The sequence below is a fragment of the uncultured Chitinophaga sp. genome (assembly GCF_902168175.1).
Classification (GTDB): domain Bacteria; phylum Bacteroidota; class Bacteroidia; order Chitinophagales; family Chitinophagaceae; genus Chitinophaga.
This window is the reverse complement of sequence record NZ_CABHOU010000095.1, coordinates 1-20,458: the sequence shown is the minus strand read 5'-3', so window position 1 is coordinate 20,458 and position 20,458 is coordinate 1. Positions and strand designations below refer to the sequence as shown.

Annotated in this window: 10 protein-coding genes; 4 read left to right on the top strand and 6 right to left on the bottom strand. The window is 48.1% G+C overall.

Annotated features, from left to right (window positions below; all coding sequences use genetic code 11):
* Positions 1 to 70: 70 nt before the first annotated feature.
* Entirely contained in the window at positions 71 to 883 is an 813-nt protein-coding gene (locus QZT80_RS21320) for a S1/P1 nuclease (protein ID WP_295126951.1), read from the top strand.
* Positions 884 to 959: 76 nt separating this feature from the next.
* On the opposite strand, the gene QZT80_RS21315 is transcribed toward QZT80_RS21320, so the two are convergent.
* On the bottom strand, positions 960 to 1,883 hold the full coding sequence (locus tag QZT80_RS21315; protein ID WP_295126948.1) for a PfkB family carbohydrate kinase: 924 nt from the start codon (positions 1,881 to 1,883) through the stop codon (positions 960 to 962).
* Positions 1,884 to 1,990: 107 nt separating this feature from the next.
* Entirely contained in the window at positions 1,991 to 3,406 is a 1,416-nt protein-coding gene (locus QZT80_RS21310) for an MATE family efflux transporter (RefSeq protein WP_295126945.1), read from the bottom strand.
* Positions 3,407 to 3,947: 541 nt separating this feature from the next.
* Here QZT80_RS21310 and QZT80_RS21305 point away from each other — a divergent pair.
* Positions 3,948 to 4,439, top strand: coding sequence for a hypothetical protein (locus QZT80_RS21305; protein ID WP_295126942.1), 492 nt, complete (start codon positions 3,948 to 3,950; stop codon positions 4,437 to 4,439).
* Between the two features lie 188 nt (positions 4,440 to 4,627).
* Here the strand turns inward: QZT80_RS21305 and QZT80_RS21300 are convergent, their stop codons facing one another.
* The 3 genes from QZT80_RS21300 to QZT80_RS21290 form a co-directional block, all read right to left on the bottom strand.
* The gene (locus QZT80_RS21300; RefSeq protein ID WP_295126939.1) at positions 4,628 to 6,619 is read right to left on the bottom strand and encodes an OmpA family protein; all 1,992 of its coding nucleotides are present in this window, start codon (positions 6,617 to 6,619) and stop codon (positions 4,628 to 4,630) included.
* 53 nt (positions 6,620 to 6,672) lie between these two features.
* Positions 6,673 to 7,683 (bottom strand): PorP/SprF family type IX secretion system membrane protein, encoded by a 1,011-nt coding sequence (locus QZT80_RS21295; protein ID WP_295126936.1) that lies wholly within the window; start codon positions 7,681 to 7,683, stop codon positions 6,673 to 6,675.
* Between the two features lie 95 nt (positions 7,684 to 7,778).
* Positions 7,779 to 15,488, bottom strand: a complete 7,710-nt coding sequence (locus QZT80_RS21290; protein ID WP_295126934.1) for a gliding motility-associated C-terminal domain-containing protein — start codon at positions 15,486 to 15,488, stop codon at positions 7,779 to 7,781.
* 713 nt (positions 15,489 to 16,201) lie between these two features.
* On the opposite strand from QZT80_RS21290, the gene QZT80_RS21285 reads away from it, so the two are divergent.
* The gene (locus QZT80_RS21285) at positions 16,202 to 18,784 is read left to right on the top strand and encodes a hypothetical protein (RefSeq protein WP_295126931.1); all 2,583 of its coding nucleotides are present in this window, start codon (positions 16,202 to 16,204) and stop codon (positions 18,782 to 18,784) included.
* A 194-nt stretch (positions 18,785 to 18,978) separates the two neighbouring features.
* Positions 18,979 to 19,890 carry a transglutaminase-like domain-containing protein gene (locus QZT80_RS21280; RefSeq protein WP_295126928.1) on the top strand — a complete coding sequence of 304 codons (912 nt, stop codon included), beginning with the start codon at positions 18,979 to 18,981 and terminating at the stop codon, positions 19,888 to 19,890.
* On the opposite strand, the gene QZT80_RS21275 is transcribed toward QZT80_RS21280, so the two are convergent.
* Positions 19,887 to 20,458, bottom strand: a 572-nt coding sequence (locus QZT80_RS21275; protein ID WP_295126925.1) for an OmpA family protein, incomplete at its 5' end; no start/stop codon positions are given. The genes QZT80_RS21280 and QZT80_RS21275 overlap by 4 nt on opposite strands.

Genomic DNA, 20,458 nt, shown 5'->3' with positions numbered 1-20,458 from the left:
ACTCAAAAAAAGGACGGCCTTCACACACAATTCATATTTTTGTTCGACTTTAGATCAAAATTACCGATTCATGAACAAATACTTCCAATATTGTGTAAAGCTGGGCAGTGTGCTGATGATGGCATTGTTATTTACCGTAAGAGCGTCTGCATTTGGACCAATCGGGCACCGCGTGGTAGCCGAAATTGCTACGAACCACCTGAGCCCTAAGGCTAAAAAGGCCATTGCCGGACTTATTGGCCGCGAAACCCTCGCCATGATATCCAACTGGCCCGACTTCATTAAATCCGACACCACCAATAAATATAACCACACCTCCAAATGGCATTATGTCGACTTTGCAGGCAACATCTCGCGCCAGCAACTGGAAAGTGAACTGAAGGCCATGAAGGGGGAGAATTTGTATACCCAAATCCTTTCCTCCTCCCAGCAACTTAAAAACCCATCTGTTTCGAAGGAGAAAAAGATCGAAGCCCTTAAGTGGCTGGTACACCTTGTAGGCGACCTTCACCAACCCTTACACGTAGGCCGCGACGAAGACCAGGGAGGCAATAAAATAAGCATCTTCTGGTTCGACCGTCCTTCCAACCTGCACCGCCTTTGGGACGAACACCTGATCGAATTCCAGCAGTACAGCTACACTGAGTATACTAAAATACTCGACATTGCCAGCCCGGCGCAGGTAAAAAGCTACCAGGGTGGCTCACTGATCGACTGGCTGTACGAATCGCACGTAGTGTCCGACAAAATTTATGCCCGCACCAAGGACCAGGAGAAACTGAGCTACCGTTACAATTACATCTTTGTAAACGACCTTAACAACCAGTTGCTGAAGGGTGGCCTGAGACTGGCTGCGGTGCTGAACGGTATTTACGGGGAATAAAAGAGATGATTCATATAAAAAGGAAGGGCGTACGATTGTCGTACGCCCTTCCTTTTTATGTAGAAATCCGATTTAACTAAACGAGATCGATATCGAAGTTCACCAGTTCCACGAACTGCTCGAGGCGGCCGGCAATGTCTTCCTGGGTGATTTCGCGGAGGCGCTGTACACCAAATTTCTCTACACAGAACGATGCCATGGCCGAACCTACGATGATGGCCGTCTTCATATTCTCGAAGGAGATATCTTTGGTTTTAGCGAGGTGGCCGATGAAGCCGCCTGCAAAAGTATCGCCGGCACCGGTTGGATCAAACACATCTTCCAAAGGAAGAGCCGGAGCAAAGAATACATGGTTTTCATGGAAGAGCAGTGCGCCGTGTTCACCTTTTTTGATGATGAGGTAACGGGGGCCCATGCTGATTACCTTCTTGGCTGCTTTTACGAGTGAGAACTCACCACTAAGCTGGCGGGCCTCGCTATCGTTGATCATCAGCACGTCTACTTCTTTAAGTACCTTTTTCAGATCGTCCAGGGCAACTTCCATCCAGAAGTTCATGGTATCCATTACGATCAGTTTGGGGCGTTGTTTCATTTGTTTAATCACATCCAGCTGCACCTGCGGCGTAAGGTTACCCAGTATCAGGAACTCACTGCTCTGGTAACTTTCAGGAATTACAGGCTGGAAGTCGGCCAGTACATTCAGTTCAGTCGCCAGGGTATCGCGGGTATTCATGTCCATATGATACCTACCGGCCCAGTAAAAAGACTTTTCATCTTTTTTAACCTGCACGCCTTCCAGCGCAACGCCACGGGCCTTCAGCGCATCCAGTTCCGCCTCGGGAAAGTCGCCACCGATTACAGACACCTGGTTAATGGGCGTAACGAAGTTAGAGGCCGCCCAGGCAATAAATGTGGCCGAACCACCAATGATCTTATCTGACTTTCCAAAGGGCGTTTCGATATCATCAAACGCCATAGTACCTACAACCGTAAGGGACATGCAATAATTTTTAGTGATTAAAATCCTTGTAAACGCTGGCAAAGGTAAGTGATATACATTAAAATACAGAGGGCGCAGCTATCTACACCCCCTGCTGTATAAAGCATCTAAACCTTTACCTGTTTCCATCTTCCTTTTTTGAAGATGAGAATGCCTGCCAGCGCAATGGCCGATTCGGCTATGGATATGGCCACAAACACGCCTGCCGGCCCCATACCGGCAACAACCGCCAGCAGATAGGCCAGCGGTATCTGGAAACCCCAGAAACCGGCGAGGTTGATAATTGTGGGTGTACGCGTATCGCCGGCACCGTTAAAGGACTGGGAAATCACCATGCCATAGGCGTAGAAGATGTAACCCAGGGTAACCAGGCGCAGGCATTGCGCGCCGTACCGCAATACTTCCGGATCTGTAGAGAAGAAGCTCATTAGGAAAGGAGCAAACAGAAAATACACTACAGACACCACGCCCAGAAAGACCATGTTGAAAAACGCAGCCCTCCAGACAGATTTCTCCGCCCGTTCGGGCAACTGTGCCCCCAGGTTTTGGCCCACCAGCGTAGCCGCAGCGTTGGCCATACCCCAGGCGGGCAATATGGTGAATATTATCATTCGTATGGCAATGGTATAACCCGCCAGCGCCTCTTCGCCAAATATGGAGATGATGCGCACCAGGAAAATCCAGCTGGCAGAACCTATCAGGAACTGCGCGGCCCCGCCTGCGGCGATCTTCAGTATCTTCTTCACAACAGCAGGATCGAAACCCAGGTGCCTGGCCGCAATAGAAATACCATCTTTCTTAATAAACAAGTGGTAAAGCTGGTATAACACGCCAACCCCGCGACCAATAGTGGTGCCTACCGCCGCGCCTTCAAGACCCATGGCGGGCAGCGGACCAAAACCGTAAATAAGCGCCGGGCAAAGCAGGATGTTAAGCACATTGGCAATAATCAGCGACCGCATGGCAATGGCAGCATTACCTGCCCCACGGAATATCCCGTTTATAAGGAACAGGAGCATGATCACAATATTGCCGGTGAGCATGATCTTTATATAACCATGGCCCACGCTCACTACGTCGGCACTGGCCCCCATGAGCAGTAACAACTTGTCGGAGAAAAACAGGCCCACTAAACTTACCAACACCGAAATGCCGGTCATCAGGTAGATAGCCTGCATCGCAGAATGGGCAGCACCCTCAGCGTCTTTTTCACCTGTACGGCGAGCTATTACGGCGGTAGAGGCCATACTAAGCCCCATAGCCACAGAGTAAACGATGGTGAGTACCGACTCTGTGAGTCCTACGCTGGCCACGGCGGCCTTGCCAAGCTTGCCCACAAAGAAAATATCGACCAGGGCGAATGTCGATTCCATTACCATTTCCAGTATCATGGGAACGGCGAGTAAAAAAATGGCTTTGTCTATACTACCAGAGGTATACTCCTTTTCCCCTCCGGTTATAGCTTCCCAAAGCAGTTTGAAAAACTGTCCCCTGCGGGACTTTGATTCCGTAACCTGTTGCATTAGCTGCAAATATTTATCATGAAGAATTTGTTTAAAACCGATGCGCGAACAGCGCAAATAATAACAGATAATTACCTGATCAGAACAGGTACAGATAAGATGTACATAAAAATAAAGTTATAAAAACAGTGATAAGGGCGAAGTTAATTCTTCGTCTGTTACGTAACGGGGCGAGCTTTTTAAGCAGTAACCTGGAAGTACCGGGTTGAAATTAGCAGTTCATGGACCTTTGCATTGAGATATGTAAATGTAAAAATAAATCGCGGACGAAAAAGATAACTAGTAAGAAAAAATGAGCGGTTGACATTGATGTTACACCGCATAAATTATGCACCCACTTAATCCGGCATCATTTCCGGACTAAAAGATAAAAAAAAATTATAGCCACAAAACCCTTTACCACAAAGGATATTAGAAATACTGCCAGATAATCTTTTAGTTTTTTTTAACACGTACTGTAACATTCTTTTCTTAGCCTCCGTTTAACACATGGATCAAAAAAATCCAGTAAACGGAAAACAAACTTATTAAAACGGAAATCATGCTTATGTTTAAAAACCGCGCCCTGTTGGGATTGCTGGCTACTGCCGTATTTGGAGTTTCACTTGCTGCCTGCAGTGACGATGACGGACCTTCTGTAAGAAGCAAAACTTACAACCTCGTAGCGACTAATGGCGCTAAAGCGCAGGTTGTTGCTACTGCAAATGCTGATTCTTCTTTCAACCTGAAGATCACTTTGAGCAGCTCTACTAAAGACACCACTTACGCATTCAACGTATTCAAAGGTTCTATTGCCAGCACTACCACCGACACGCTCCTGAAAGTTGGTAACTTCAAGAGCACTGCTAACGGTTCTGCTATTTCTGCGCAGATCAGCAACATCAAAACTGTTGTACTGCCAGGTAACACCACCGCTACTAAATTCACTTACGATTCACTGGTGAAGTATCCTTCTTACGCGAAGATCACTTTCAAGAAAGGAGCAGGAACTGACAGCGTTGTAGCTAAAGGTAACCTGTACCAGGCTCAGTAATCGAACGGCACAAAAGAGATTTAGTTGAACGGAAACTCAACTCCTGTTTTCATCCTCAGTTCCCCCCAAAAAAGATAATAGCCGGAGAATTCTCCGGCTATTATTCTTAGCTATTAAACCCAATAAATTTCGTTTGGGATAGACATCCACATCGAAAGTGTTCTACAACGATCTGTTTACATATAACATCAATTACGTAGTACTTTAAATTCTGTTCTCCTGTTCAACTGCCGGCCGTCCGGATTGTCTTTACCGTTCGGTTGGGTATTAGGAGCGATAGGCTTAGATTCTCCGTAACCCTTACTTTCCAGCCGGGCACGTGCAATACCTTTACTGATAAGGTAATTCACGCAGGCTTGCGCTCTCGCCTCGGAGAGTTTCAGGTTATAAGCATCGGTACCCTTACTGTCGGTATGAGCGCTTAGCTCAATGGTGATAGCCGGGTTATCGACCATGATGCTGTACAATGTATCCAACACCACGAGCGACTGTTCGCGGAGATCTGCTTTATTGTAATCGTAGAAAATATCCCTCAGGATAATGGCTTTTCCTATTTCATAACGGTTCAGACAAAAAGACGGGCTCATCATCGTATCTACATTCGCCAGCGGACTGGTGCTTACCTGTATCGCTTTGGTGAAGTAGTTGTCTTTTTCGGCCACCACTTTGTAACGCTTCTTCATTTCTACTTCGAACATATACATACCCGATTCGTTAATCACCACCTGGTCGATTACTTTGTTGTTTACAGTATCGAGTAAGGTTATTTTTGCACCGGTGAGGGCTTGTTTCGTATCACAATCCAGCACCAGGCCGCCGAGCATTTTAGATTTACGTGTTACCGTATAGATTTCCAGGCAGCAAACCGATTCACGGTCAGAGCTGATATAACCTTTACGCATACCCATGTCGTTATCAACGGAAGCGTAGTACAAGTCATCCTTTTGTGAGTTGATAGGATGCCCCATATTTTCGGGTACCGACCAGGCACCGAAATTGCCCTTACTCTGGAAGAAATCGAGTCCGCCAAAACCAATACGTCCATTAGAGCTGAACACCAGCAGGTTGGCCTTGTTGTCATAGTACGGGGCCTGCTCCTCTTCTTTTGTATTAATGGTGGTACCCATATTCTGAGCGGCACCAACCCGGCCGTCAGTAATTGAACTGTACCAAAGATCGAACTTGCCCATTCCCCCCGGCCTGTTGGAAGCAAATACCAGGTATTTACCATCAGGAGTAATGAAAGGCTCCTTCGCACTGTAGCCTTCTACATTTACCGCTGCATCAAGTGGCTTGGGTTCCGCCCAGGCATCACCTTGTTTGATGCTGCTGTAGATGGACGATTGCTTCACGCCATTTTTTACACTCCAGCGCGTAATGTACAGCGTGTTGCCATCAGGACTCAACGCAGGTGTACCCTGATCCAAACCTTTGGCTACAGGAAGCTGTAACTTTTTTTCGTTGCTGTACGACTTATCATCATTCGCGGTAGCTTCGTAAATATTATTTACATAAGGCGTATTTTTCTTATCGGGCTCTCCCTGTTCGGGGCGCGAGGTAGTAAAGTAAAGCGTGCTGCTATTGGGCTGAGCCGTGGCGTAGTTTGCACCACCCTGGTTAATGTTGCCAGTCATTTTAGCCACTTCGTACCGCGATGTTTTCTTCATCTCGTTCGACGCAAATTCGCAGGAAGCTATTTCCAGATCCACCTTATTGGTATATTCATCCAGGCCCTTGTATTCCTGCTTAAACTGCCGGAACTGGCTTAAGGCTTCGTCGTATTTATTGTTGGCGCGTAGCGACACGCCATACCAGAAACGGGCAAGCGGAAAACTGGCAGATGCACCATTGAAGGCTACTACCTGCTCGTACCATTTTTCGGCATTGCCGTAATCGTAATACATCCGGTACGATTCCGCCAGGCGGTAAACGATCAGCTCGTGGTCCTTAAACTGTTTCCCTTTCTTCGAAGTAGTTTTCTCAACCAGGTAAGGCCGCACCTCATCCGGTTTGCCTTTCGATGTTCCCAACGCACGATTATAATATTGAGCGGCCGAATAATAATCCCTCGTCTGGAAATAGTTATCGGCGGTGCGTTTATAATCCATTACGTATTGCGCCTGTACATAATTTCCCGAAAGCATTATTATCACCAGCCAGATGCGTGTAGTTTTTTTCATAGTTTGAGGTCTTATATTAATACTATACCCTTTCTTTTAGCTTAAACACCGCCTTATAATCTGGGACAAATGAAATATTCTGGTTCCAGCATTCTTCTCTTGCGGCCTATAAACGATAATGATATCTCAAAAGCGTTGTTGGTGTTCTGAAAACGGCGATAGTTAGATGCATTGGCGTCGTAACTAAGACCAAGAGTAAACGATTTGTAATGAAAACCGGCGAATGGTACTGCAGCATCTTTCAAACGATAATTAACACCGCCCAGCAGATCAAATTCTGGGTTTACTTTCACCTGTGCATATACACCTACTACTGTTTCTTCAGAGTTACCCTGGCGCATATACAATGCATGCGGAGTAAGTCCCACCATATCATTCAGTTTGATGCGCGTACCGCCATGTACGAGATAACGTATAGGCATATTGCGTGTATCCTGATCTTCGGCCACGAATGGATCTTCAGGTTGCGTAAGGTGTGCGGCGGCTACTCCTGCAAATGGATTGAACATATGATTAGGATTGCCATCGAAATACATGGCACCAACCGATGCATCAAATACTGTAGAAGACGTAGATTTCAGTGTTTCTCCCGAAGGAATATTCGGATCGAAGCCAGACACCGGGTTGTATTGACTGCCCAGCTGGAATTTAGTCTGGTCCACCCTCCTGTTTATTAAACCTGCCTGCACGCCAAAAACTATCTGCTGCGTTTTCTCACTGCCGAATTTCACGCCGCTATAAGATACAGAAGCCATCGCATTGAAGTAGTTGAAGCCTGCTTCACCGGCCGACATGTTAAGGGCGTTAATACCTACACCTATATTTTTTTGGGTAGCGGCATCGAACGAAACGCCAGTGGTAGAATAAGGGTGGCCGATATTCGTGCCCTGCGAGCGATAATTACCGGTAATACGGTAATCCCCGTCTATTACACCCGTTAATGCCGGGTTCAACCACAAGGGATACGCATAATACTGCGAAAAATGTGGGTCTACCTGCGCATTCGCATATTTGGGCAGGCAGGCTACAACGGTCAACATTACGAAGATGATAATCCTTCTCATAGGAATCTTTTTTGGTTGTTCGGAATAAGCCGGAATGAAACACAGGCTGTGCGCCTCATTCCGGCTGTATGAATAACTATCCGCTTTATGCGGGATTAACGTATAAGTGTGATGGTGCCTCGTTTTATTACCTGCGAACCATCCTGCAATGCTGCTCTCAGTTCGTAGGTGTAAACACCCACCGGTTGTTTTTTACCACTCATGGTACCGTCCCATCCGCGTGTTCTTTCCTTCGATTCGAACACGAGCTGACCCCATTGGTTGAAGATCCTGAGCTGCATCGTGGCAATAGTATTACCATAAGCGTACAGGATATCATTGATGCCATCGCCATTCGGTGTAAAGGCATTTGGTACGAATACCGTATTTCCATCAGGATTATCGGAGGTACCGGAAGCTCCCAGGAACCAACCGCTGTTTGCGCAGGCACTGGCACCAATGGCCCTCACAGTGAGTGTTACCGTTTGGTTTGGATTAAGGTTAGGCACGGTATGCGTGGTGCCGGTAAGACCTGAACTTGGTACTTGTACCGTTACACCGCCATCAACAGATACCTGGTAAGCAATGGCACCTTGTACAGCATTCCACTGGAAAGTGATATAAGTAGGCTCTGTATCCAGCACCGTAACTGTAGGCATTGGCAGAACTTCCAGTACAGTAACAGTTACTGCTGTGCGGGTAGTACTTGCACATCCGCTCGTAAAGGCTGCATCTACATAATAAGTAGTGGTAGCAGAAAGAACAGGCGTGATGAAGGTGTTGCCGGTAAATACAGGTGTTGCTTCGGTAGCACTCGTGTACCAGCGGAACACGACACCTGCTGTAGCCGAAGTGGCCGTAAGGGTATCCCTGCTGTTCGGACAGATAGAGAAATCGTTACCAGCAATAACAGGTGCAGTTGGCGTTGTACCAATGTTAGCCTGCGCCGTAGCCCTTCCGCTGCTGGTGCAATTACCGCCTATCACTGCTTCTACATAGTAGGTGGCGTTGGCTGTAAGTACGCCTGTTGTGAAGTCGGGGCCGGTGAATATCAGGTTGCCATTAACCGCTGCATCGTACCAGCGGTAAGTAACGTTAGGCAGCGGATTCTGCACACTGAATGTAGCTGTTGTACCCGCGCAACTTGTAACGACACCGCCGTTAGTCAGTACCGGTACTGCAGGCGCATCCGCAACTGTTACATTAACTGTGGTGCGGGCGGCGCTTACACAGGAGCCACTCGTTGTGGCAGCTTCTACGTAGTAAGCAGCGTTTACGCTCAGGGCCGAAGTTGTAAACTGGGTACCCGTGTACAGCAGGTTACCCGCTGTTGCCGCATCGTACCACCTGTAAATCAGGTTAACATCTGGTGTTGCGATGCTTAACACAGCTGTTGAACCACGGCAGATCAGCACATCGGCAGATGTTACGGATGGAGCCACAGGGCCGGGTACTATGGTCACAGTTGCTGTAGTACGTGCCGGACTGCTACAGTTGCCTGCGCTCATCGCTTCTACGTAGTAAGTAGCTGATGCAGTAAGGGCCGGTGTTGTAAAGTCGGCTCCGGTGCCTGCAAGGTTACCACCAGTAGCAGCATCGTACCAGCGATAAGTGAAGCCCGGTTGTGGGGTCTGTACACTGAGCGTTACGGTATTACCTGAGCAGGCCGATACATTAGCGGCTACCAGGCTCACCGTACCAGGAGCAGGCGTTACCGTTACGGTAGCAGGGGCTCTTGTTACACTGCTGCACGAACCTTCGGAGGCCTGTACATAATAAGTAGTTGTTGCATTAAGCACCGGTGTGGTAAAGAACACACTGTCTGCCGCCAGTTGCGTACCGCCAGCAGCAGCATCGTACCAACTGTAAGTTACACCTGTAAGTGGGTTCAATACCTGCAGTCGTGCCGTATTGCCAGCACAAATGATAGTACCCACACTTACCACTGGTGTTACCGGAACATCCGTTACACTGATGGTAGCTACGGCCCTGGCATTGCTGGTGCAACCGCCCGGCTGGCTGGCTTCTACGTAATAAGTAGTATTCACAAGAACAGAAGGCACATTAAATGATTCGCCGATGAAGGCCACACTGCCGCCTACTGCTGCTGTGTACCAGGTGTAAGTAACACCTGCTTCCGGACTGGCAATGCTGAGTGTTGCGCCGGAACCACGACACACAGTAACATTGGCTGCTGTAAGAGTAGGTGTATTCGGTGTAGCGTTAGCAGTTACTGTTACTGATGTGCGGCCCGCGCTTCCACAGTTATTGTTGTTTACTGCGGATACGTAATATGTTGTGGTGCCGGTAAGGGCTGGTGTTGTAAAGCTGGTGCCTATTGCGAGCGGAGTACCGCCTGTTGCAACGTCATACCAACTGTAAGTAACCCCTGCGGCCGGATTTTGAATAGAGAACGTAGCGGATTTGCCGATACAGGTTACCGGTGTTGCGTTGATCACCACTGGTAAGTCAGGTGCCGCACTTACATTGATCACTACCTGTGAGCGTGCGCTACCGCCTGTGCAGGCACCGGCTGTACTTGCTGCTTCCACATAGTAGATAATACTGGACGTAAGCGCTGGTGTTACAAAGGTAGTGCCCGTAGCCACTGGCGTACCGCCGGTTACAGAGGTGTACCAATTATAAGTTACACCTGCCACTGGTGATACTACATTTACGGTGGCCGTGCTGCCAGCGCAGATGGTCTGGTTTGCATTATCCAGTACAGGAGGCTGCACGTTTGTTCCCACTGTTACTGTTACAGCAATACGGCCACCACTGTTGGCGCAGGTACCGTTATTGGCCTCTGCGTAGTAAGTGGTGGTTGCTGTGAGTGCCGGTGTGGTAAACACGCTGTCTGCAGAAACCAGTGTACCACCTACTGCGGCTGAATACCAGCGTACCTGGCTGCCATCGGTTGTTACGGCTCTGAGTACGGCTGTTTGTCCGGCGCAGATGGTTTGGTTACCGCTGTTGATAACTGGTGGCTGCGGTACTGGTAATACGTTTACTGTTACCTGTGTTCTTATCGGGTTGGCGCAACCATTAACGGTACGCACACTTTCTACATAGTAAGTAGTAACCCCCGACAGGGCCGGAGTGGTAAAGGTGGTGCCGGTGGTCAGTAATGTGCCGCCGGTTGGCGCATCGTACCAGTTAATAGTAGCTCCTGCTGGTGCAGTGGCGGTAAGTGTTACGGTACTGCCTGCGCAAACAATGGCGTTTGGCGGTGTAACCACTGGCGCTGCTATTACACGGTTAGCGTAGTAAATGCGCAGGTTAGAGAGGCCTGTAACCACGCCTGCGTTAAACCTTACCTGTACCTTGTCGAAGGCAACACCCGGTGCGAAGCTTACGATTACCTGGCCGGTAGCACCACCAACTATATCAACCTTTAACAGGCCGCTATTCAGCGCTACCTCATCGTTATTGTAGGTGGCGCCGTTGTAGGAGCCTAACGTGATGGCACCGAGTACGGCTGCATTAATTAAACTACCTGGAATTTCCAGTTTAAGTCGAACGGAATCACCAGGACCCGTTACAAACGGGAAGCCGAGCGTTTGTTCTACATACCCGCCTAACAAGCCTACAGGCAGTGTGAGGGTAGAGTAGTTATTAAGATTATTATCTACCGCATCGTCAGGAGCGCTTACAGTACAGAGTACACATAAACCGCTGGTGGAATTGGTTTGCGAATTTGCAACGTCACAACCCGGATCGAAGTTACGGTCTACATTGATGGTTACGGCCGTACGTACAGCGCTTGCACAACCTGTTGTATTAGATACCGCTTCTACAAAGTACTTAGTAGTATTCGACAATGCTGGTGTAGTGAAGGTGTTGCCGGTGGCCAGCGGAGCAACCGCTGTAGAATCGGCATACCACCTGAAGGTAACATCAGCAGTGGAAGATGTAGCGGTGAATGTAGCGGTTGAGCCATAAGGAACAACGCCACTCACCGGATTGATGGTCACCATTGGCGCCACAGGTCGCGCGTTCACTGTTACAGTAACTGCTGAGCGCGAAATGCTGGAACACTGACCGGCATCGGCACCTGCATAGAAGATGGTGGTAGTGTTGAGGGCCGGAGTGGTAAAGGACGATCCTGTACCAAGTGGCGCTCCACCAGTTGCGGCAGCGTACCAGCTAATGGTAGCGCCTGCAACACTGGACGAAGCAGAAAGGTTAACGGTACCGCCTTCGCACACTACCGGTGCTGTAGTATTAATTACAGGGGCAGGAGGTGTAGTGGTTACGTTCACCTGTACGGATGTACGTGTACCACTTACGCAACCGCCTGCATTCACTGCCTCTACGTAATAAATTACGGAGCTGTCGAGCGCTGGCGTGGTATAGGCTGCACCAGTAAACAGTATTGTACCGCCGCTTTGTTGTGCGTACCAGTTAAAGGTAGCACCAACAGGAGCAGTAGCGGTTAAAGTGGTACTGGTACCTGCACATATTGTTACATTAGGATTGGCTACCGTAGGGGCCTGTGATGCAGACGCTGCAATTACCCTAACGGCAGAGCGTAATGGATTAGCGCAACCACTTACGGTACGTACAGATTCTACATAGAATACAGTATCCCTGGTAAGTACGGCTGTTTGATAGCTGGCACCGGTATAGAACGGTGTGCCACCGGTTGGAGTGGTATACCAGTTAAAGGTAGCGCCTGCCGGAGCCGTTACTGTTAATGCAGCGGTATTACCGCTACAAATAGTTACCGTATCTGCCTGGAAGGTTGGACTGGCTATTTTCCTGGATGCATAATTAAGGAATACTGAGGTGAGCACACCGGCAGCTCCTGAATTCAGACGGATCTCTACACGGTCGTAGGCTGCCGTTGCAGGGAAGGTGAGAATAGCGGTACGGTCACCATTGAGTAAACTCAGTTGCAGCAGGCTGCTGTTCAGAGCCCGACGGTCATTATTATAAGTGGCGCCGTTATAGGTAGCCACCTGCACAGTACTCAACAAACCAACATCTGTAAGTGATGATGGTAAGGTAATAGAGAAGCTGATGCTATCGCCGGCGTTACCGGTAGTTGGGAAAATAAGTGTTTGCTGGGCATAACCACCAAGTAAACCTACGCCAACACGAAGGTCGGCACCGGTTTGCGAATCGGTATCTACCGCCAGTTGAGGATTGGTAACTCCACATAACAGGCATATGCCGTTAACGCTGTTCTCCTGGCTGGTAGCAGCATCGCAGGGCACATCATTATTAGTACCGCCGGTTACTACTACAGACGCAGCGCTGCGAACGAGCGTATTACAACTGTTGCTGTTGGATATAGCCTCTACATAATAAGTGGTGTTAGCTATCAACGGCGGCGTAACATAGTTGACCCCGGTGAATATGCTTGTACCACCAGCCATTTGTGCAAACCAGTTAAAGGTTACATCCGGTGTGGAAGTAGAAGCGGTGAAGCTGGCTGTTTGGCCAAGATTAATATTAGCGACCGGAGGCGTAACTACCACGGTGGCAGGTGCGTCGTTCACGGTAGCTGTTAAGGCCAGGCGACTTGCGCTGGCGCAACCGCTGTTCCTGGCTTCCACATAGTAGGTAGTGGTGGAAGTAAGGCCTGGTGTAGTGAAAGTGCTTCCGGAATCTATTGGTGTACCTCCAGTGGCTACGGTGTACCAAAGGAAGGTAACACCTGCAGGACCGTTAGTAACGAAAGTTACGCTATCGCCCGCGCAGGTAGTAAGGTTAGCAGCAGTAACAGCAGGTGTAGCCGGAGGTGTATTAACGGTAACGGTTACCGGCACCCGTACGCCATTTTCGCAACCGTATTTACCGGTTACTACGTAATAGGTTTGAGATGCGGTAAGCACAGGAGTAGTGAAGTTGCTGGTGTTACCTGCAACCAGGTTACCACCCACAGCAGCATCGTACCAGTTAACGGTAACACCTGCGGGAGCGGCAACAGAGAGGTTGGCGCTTGAACCTGTACAGGTTTCAACTTCCGCATTTGCCGGAACGGGATACGGAATAGTAACCGCAGCATAATATACTTTCAATTGAGGCAGGACGCTCAGTAAACCATTTATGGATACAAGCACACCATCGAAATTGCTTGGTGCGGCAAATGAAACCCTGTATTTATTAGTACCGGCGATCAGGCGCAAATTCACAAGTCCGGAATTAAACAACACCGCATCGTTATTAGAGGTGGTACCTGTATAAGTTGTGGCCTGTATGGACGAAAGAGCTACCAGCGAGAGCTGGTTGCCCGGTGTTTCAAGTATCAGTACGATACTATCACCGGCTGAATATGAATTAGAGAAGCGCAGCAACTGGCCAACATTTCCTAATGCACCAACGGCAGCATAAATAGTAGAGGCTGAACTGGTATCTGTATCTATAGCCAGCGCCGGATCATTTACACCGCAAAGCAGGCATACACCGTTTATGATAGGGCTTGCCTGTTGTGTGGCGAAACTACAAGGTACATTATTCTGCACGTTCACATTGGCAGTTACCTGTGTACGGGTAAGGCTCGCACAACCCTGGTTAGAACGTGCTTCTACGTAATAACGGGTGGTAGCGAAAAGCGAAGGTGTAGTGAACGAGCTGCCCGTAGCCAATGCTGTACCACCTGTAGCGAGATTATACCAGGTGTAGGTAGCGGTTGGATCAGGGTTCTGTACACTGAACGTGGCCGTTTGGCCGCCATTTATGGTTACAGCCGGTGTAACAATAACCGGTGCGGCCGGCGATGGATTCACGGTAGCTGTTACCGGCACTCTGGCCGTACTGGCACATCCTGTAGATATAAGCGAGGCTTCTGCGTAGTAAACAGTGGTAGTGGTAAGCTGAGGTGTGGTAAATGAAACACCTGTACTTACCTCGGTCCCGCCAGATGGAACGGTGTACCATTTATAAGTAACGCCCGCTACCGGTGTGGATACAGAGAAGGTAGCCGTTTGTCCGCCGCATATCACCTGGTTAGTAACTGCTATTACCGGGGTGGCCGGCAGTGGGTTTACATTCACCGTGATAGCAGAGCGGGTAGTATTGGTACAGTTGTCAAGCGACACCTGTGCATAATAAGTTGCAGTGGTAGTGGGAGATACGGTAATGGAGGTACCCAGCGGATTACCCGGCGTTGGCAGTTGATTACCGCCGGTTGCGGCATCGTACCAACTGATAACAGCGCCTGGGGTAGTAGTGGATGCCTGTAAGGTAACAGGATTACCGCTACAGGTAGATATACTCGTGCCCGTTGTAATGGTAGGCGGCACCAGTGTTACCTGGTTATGGAAAGCATAATACAACCTGAAGTTAGTAAGCGCACCGAGCAATCCACCATTCAGGGTTACACGAACACGGTCGAAACGTTGTGTAGGCCTCAACACTACTTCGCTTCTTTGGCCATCGGCCAGCAGTCGCAGCAGCGCCGAAGAACCTGGGAATGATTCGACCGGGGTGGTGTTATTTCCATTATAGGTAATAAAGGTAACACCTCCCAGCAGGTTAGCAGATAACAGGTCGTTGGAACTGCCTATGCCAATAACCAGCGAGTCGCACCCTACATTTGGATTGGCCGCAGGGAAATTAAGTACCTGAAATACGGATGCCGCAAGTCCAACTGTTACATTGAACTGTGCATAATCGTCGAGGCTGGAATTATTTACCGGGTTACCGGGATCAGTAACACCGCAGCCCAGACAAAGAAGACCGGTGAGGCCATTAGTTTGGCTGTTGGCAAATGTGCGTTGGGAATAAGCGTCGGATGCCGGCAATATAGCCAGCAAACAGCAAATCATAACGACAATAAATACACGCCAAAGGCTTTTAGGAGTAGCTTTTGAACTCATAGCGAACAATGGTTAAAAGATGCATGAACGAATTTTTCGGCTACCAGTCGCGGCAGCCTTAAACAGACCGGGTATTAGGGAAGAAAGAACCGGATAAACCTTAGACCTTTATATAGATATAGCCAGATTTTATCCGCACCTTCTCTACAAATCAACTTTGGTTTCGGATGATTCTAACAACACGTCTCCACGAAAGTAGGCTGCATATCGTGTTCGATAATCGTTCGGCCTGTTCATTCGCTATTCATCTTCTGAACAGCTGTTCATCTTTGTTCATTCTGTTCATTCTTGTTCATTTTTTTTATATTTCTATTCATTTTTTAGAGTTTGGGATCACCCTAAGTGGTGTTTTTTGCGTCTTTATTATATAGTGAACCATTATTAACTAGAATTAAACCGAAAACAGATGTCCCTGAAGCAGATCTACTATTGTCCGATTTACATTCATAAACTCATGATTATCAGAAACTAAAATTCTTTTAGCGATGATTTAACCTCCTACCGAAGTATTGTTTCCGTACCGATTGCGAGAAATGTTGGTATGTTTTACTGAAACCTAAAATAAGCGCGACCGAATATCGTGTAGATAAGTTATGATGAGAAGAGAATCCAATCCTGAAAAAACCGTAAATCCACGGTGCATGATTTGCCGTACATATCACCAGAACGCCCTAATTGTTGTATCCAATTGTGTAATCCATTAATTGTCCCCTATGATAGATTTGTCGTATGACTTTATCGTAACGCTACAAAACGAAGTATTGCGCCGGTTTGGGGTAACGCAGTTATTACCGGGAAATTGTAAAGCGTTATCGCAGGTTGTTTTAGACCACACGGGAAAACTGATTAGCGAAACTACCCTCAAGCGCTTCTTTGGCTTTGCATTGGCCCAGCATAGCTTTTCCCGCTACACCCTCAACACACTCGCCCAATATTGTGAGTACAAAGACTGGGACGAGTATCAATCTCATTATTACAGGCGTAATGCATCACATGAACTGGGCGAAAACTGCACTAACCAGGAAAAGTGGACGGAGATAAGGGCAAAAGCAAATGCCGTATCCCACTACACCATTCTTACGCTTAAAAATCGCTCTGGCATTCCCTTTTCACACACAGTACCCAGGCAATACTGCCTGTCGCACACGGAACGCTTCCTGGAGAGCGATTGCGTGGCTACAGTGTTTATCGCTCCTTCGGGATGGGGTAAATCATTGTCGCTGGTACATACAGCAGAACATTTTTGGCTGGGTAAAGATGCGGCTCACCGGAAAGATATATGCTGGTTCATTCATGCACATGCCGCCGGTAACCTGCTGCTCAAAGGCATCTCCTTAGCCTCCTGGCTCGATAACCAGCTACACCTTGCGCAGGGAGAAACCTTCAGGGATTACTTTTCACAATACTTTGAAGAAAAGGGCGGACGCCTTATTCTTATTATAGACGGGTTTGATGAAATAGCACTGGGGCCCGATAAACTGAAGCTGCTTTATACCAAACTGGAAGACTTCGTATACTCCAACGGATTACATCCATGGATCAAAGTAATACTCAGCATTCGCTCCAGCACCTGGGGAGAGGTGTTTCAACAGGCGCAGCAATACCCCGCCTTCCGCAGGTACTGGTACCTGGGGCAGGAAATGGATGAAGAAACAAATATTAACATCCCACAATTCACCGAACAGGATGTAAGAACTGTACTCTATAACTGTAAATTTCAACCCGCTACCGTACGTACTTTCAGTGATGGGTTCCTGCAGAAATTAAAGCACCCTTACTACCTGCAACTCTTCTGCCAACTGAACGAATCGCCGGAGCAAACGTTTGTAGATGAAAACCTTAGTTTGTTTGAGATTACTTCGCGGTTTATACAAAACCGGGTATTCAACTCTGCCAGCAACAGCTTTAAGGTGCAGATCATTTATAAACTGCTCGAACTGCTGGATATGGGACGCAGCGGCCAGTATGCAGATAAAGGTATACTGCTCAACAAAAATGCCGAACTGTTTCCCTCGTACAAGGAACTCATTGCAGATAATATCTTAGTGGAAGAGAACCTGAGCCAGGAAATTATGTTCCATGTGAAGGTGCGGTTTGCACATTCCTTCCTGCTGGAATACTTTACGGCCATGCACTTCATCCTTGAGAACAATATGCAGATCTCGGAGGACATGCTGACCAAAGTACTCCACTACTTCCCCCAATCTCCCTTCCGTATTTCCGTATTTAAATGGCTACTGCGTTATGCGATCACACAGCAAAGCGTACAGGCCATTCAACAGATATTTGTACTGCCGCTGACTGTGGTAGAAAAAGCGAACATGCTCGAATACCTGGTGTTGCATTATCAGCATGAAGACAGCAACCAGACGATGTTAAAGAATATCTTTCCACCGGAGTATTTCCGCAAACACCCCATCAGTTCATTTATCAGCGACGACTTTGTACACTTTAAGAAACGTAAGGTACTGAACTCGCTGATGGGACTGGCAGAGGCTATAGAAGATAAACTGAAGATCAAAAGCAACCTGTTCGTAATGGCTTTAATACAGCTGGATGCAGAGCAGTGTGAAATAGAGCTGGCCAATATCAAAAAATTATGCGCGTCCGACGAGGCGATGAACGGCTTATGGGTTACGCCTTACGAAGCCTTCCTGTTTATTTATGAGTACCTTAAATTCGGCATCTGCAATGAACAGATAAAAGAGAAAGTGTATAATTATGCGCGATACTTCTCCGCCCATAAACCCTTCACCGTACCCGAAGAGATCGTATACCGCGCCATGTGTTACATCTTCCTGTTAATGGGCGACGATGCGCAAATGCTGCACTTTACACAACGCCTGTTCCAGTATTATCCATCTATCCTCTTCTCTAAAACTGATCCTTTCCGGCTGATGATGCTTTGCTGGAAGGCACAGGCGCATCTCAATACAGACAACCTGAACGAAGGCAAACGCATCGCATCTCATATAGAAAAGATACTTAAACAGTATTATGCGGCCGACTTCTTTAATGCAAAACTGGTAGACATCTTACACAAAATCACCTGCGCAGAGCTGGCATTCCGGGAGAAGGATTACAGCAAAGCCATCCGCATGTCGGAAATGGCCATGGAGAATGCACAACGGCTCGACTTTAAACTTTTCCAACTTAAAAACTTCGGTATACTGCACAAAATCTACCAGCAACTGGAAATGGACAAACAGCAGCGTGATGCGATGCAGAAAGTAGAAGTGATCCGCGAAAGCACCACTTTTAAGCAGGCGGTCAGTTACCTGGTAGGTATTTCCTAACTTTTTGTTGTATCCCTCATAAGCACCTCCCCGTTCCGCTAACTGCGGACGGGGACTTTTTTAATACGTACCCGTCGTTAATGCACTCATTACTAACATGCAGCAACCTTTACTATTAGTTTACGGAGTATTACAAATGATTTACTTTTGATTTGTACGGATTTTCTGGCATAATTTTAAGGTTTTATCAGGCCATGGCAATAGACGAGAGGAAATATACCACCATACAGAACTTTTTGCTCAACTTCGTGAGTTTGCTCACCCTGTTGCCTATGGCGCCTTACATTAACCGCTTCATGCCGTCTATCAAGCTGGGCACTGTACATATCGACCTTTTCCTCTCCATCCTCATTGCCTTTTTATTTACCCGGCTGCTATTATGGATATTTAAGCCGTTGATTATTCCGGCCTTTGTACTCGTAGTGGGCGTGTTAGTGGTAAACCTGTTCCTCGACAATTACACCTTTAGCAATGTACTGAACGATTATAAGGGCATGGTACAGGGCAACTGGGGCTCGCGCGATAATAAACAGCTCGACATCCTGAGCCTATACCCACGTAAGGTGGAAACCTACCGGGATAAAACCGTACGGGGCATCCGCGAAAAGATGACCTATAAAGACTCCGTAGTACGCAACTTCTCCGTACAGCGATCTACCCAGTACTTTGATGAATATTTCCCCAAATACGGGAAGATTGTGCGCTACCTCTCGTTATACAAATATATACGCCTGAATTTCAAGTATGTAAATGATGTGCGCAGGGACGAATACTTTGCCACGCCGCAGGAAACCATACAAAATGGTTTGGGTGGCGACTGCGACGACCACTCGATACTCATGGCCTCGTGCCTGGAGTCGATCGGCGCGCGCTGCAGGGTGGTGCTTATCCAGGGGCATGCTTACCCGGAGTTGTACTGTGGCACCAAAGAAGACTTTGAACTGATCAAGCAGGCCATTGTACACCTGTTCAACAATCCTCCCGTACGTGAAATATCCTATCACGAAAGTAAAGGCGAGTACTGGATTAACCTGGATTACAGTGCCATGAACCCCGGCGGGCCTTACCTCAACGATAAAGTTTACGCCCTTATCGAAACCGATTAATTCAATCCTTTATAGATAATGATCTCTACCCGGCGGTTCTGCTGCCGGCCTTCTGGCGTGGCATTGCCGGCCACGGGCCTGCGTTCGCCCTCGCCCGACACAAAACGTACTTTATCCTGGTAACCTTTGCGGCTGAGGAATGCTGCCACGGTAACAGCGCGGCGGCGTGAGAGGTCGTTGTTATAGGCATCAGTGCCGTTACTATCGGTATGACCAATAATTTGCAGCTGTATGTTTTCCTTCGGAATTTTAGCGGTTAGTTTGTCAAGCTCCGTTACGAACTGCGGCTCCAGCTCGGCGCTATTGTGTTTAAACAGTACGTCGGGCACAATGAGTGTATCGTTTTTAGGCGGTGTTGGTGGTGCGATCGTGATGGGCTGCGGCGGCACGCAAAAGATCATTTCCACGCGGTTGTTCTCGCGGCGCCCTTCGGCGGTGGTACTGTCGTAGCGTGGCGACTGGCGGCCCAGGCCTTTCATCTCCAGGTCGTCGTAGGAAAAACCGGCGCGGTACACCAGGTATCTGGCCACAGAGTTAGCCCTGTCCAGCGAAAGCACTTCATTGTACT

What these genes read in the sequence shown, in the direction of transcription:
- QZT80_RS21290 (WP_295126934.1), bottom strand. Translation starts at nt 15,488, where the DNA reads ATGAGTTCAAAAGCTACTCCTAAAAGCCTTTGGCGTGTATTTATTGTC.
- QZT80_RS21305 (WP_295126942.1), top strand. Translation starts at nt 3,948, where the DNA reads ATGCTTATGTTTAAAAACCGCGCCCTGTTGGGATTGCTGGCTACTGCC.
- QZT80_RS21300 (WP_295126939.1), bottom strand. Translation starts at nt 6,619, where the DNA reads ATGAAAAAAACTACACGCATCTGGCTGGTGATAATAATGCTTTCGGGA.
- QZT80_RS21285 (WP_295126931.1), top strand. Translation starts at nt 16,202, where the DNA reads ATGATAGATTTGTCGTATGACTTTATCGTAACGCTACAAAACGAAGTA.
- QZT80_RS21320 (WP_295126951.1), top strand. Translation starts at nt 71, where the DNA reads ATGAACAAATACTTCCAATATTGTGTAAAGCTGGGCAGTGTGCTGATG.
- QZT80_RS21280 (WP_295126928.1), top strand. Translation starts at nt 18,979, where the DNA reads ATGGCAATAGACGAGAGGAAATATACCACCATACAGAACTTTTTGCTC.
- QZT80_RS21310 (WP_295126945.1), bottom strand. Translation starts at nt 3,406, where the DNA reads ATGCAACAGGTTACGGAATCAAAGTCCCGCAGGGGACAGTTTTTCAAA.
- QZT80_RS21315 (WP_295126948.1), bottom strand. Translation starts at nt 1,883, where the DNA reads ATGTCCCTTACGGTTGTAGGTACTATGGCGTTTGATGATATCGAAACG.
- QZT80_RS21295 (WP_295126936.1), bottom strand. Translation starts at nt 7,683, where the DNA reads ATGAGAAGGATTATCATCTTCGTAATGTTGACCGTTGTAGCCTGCCTG.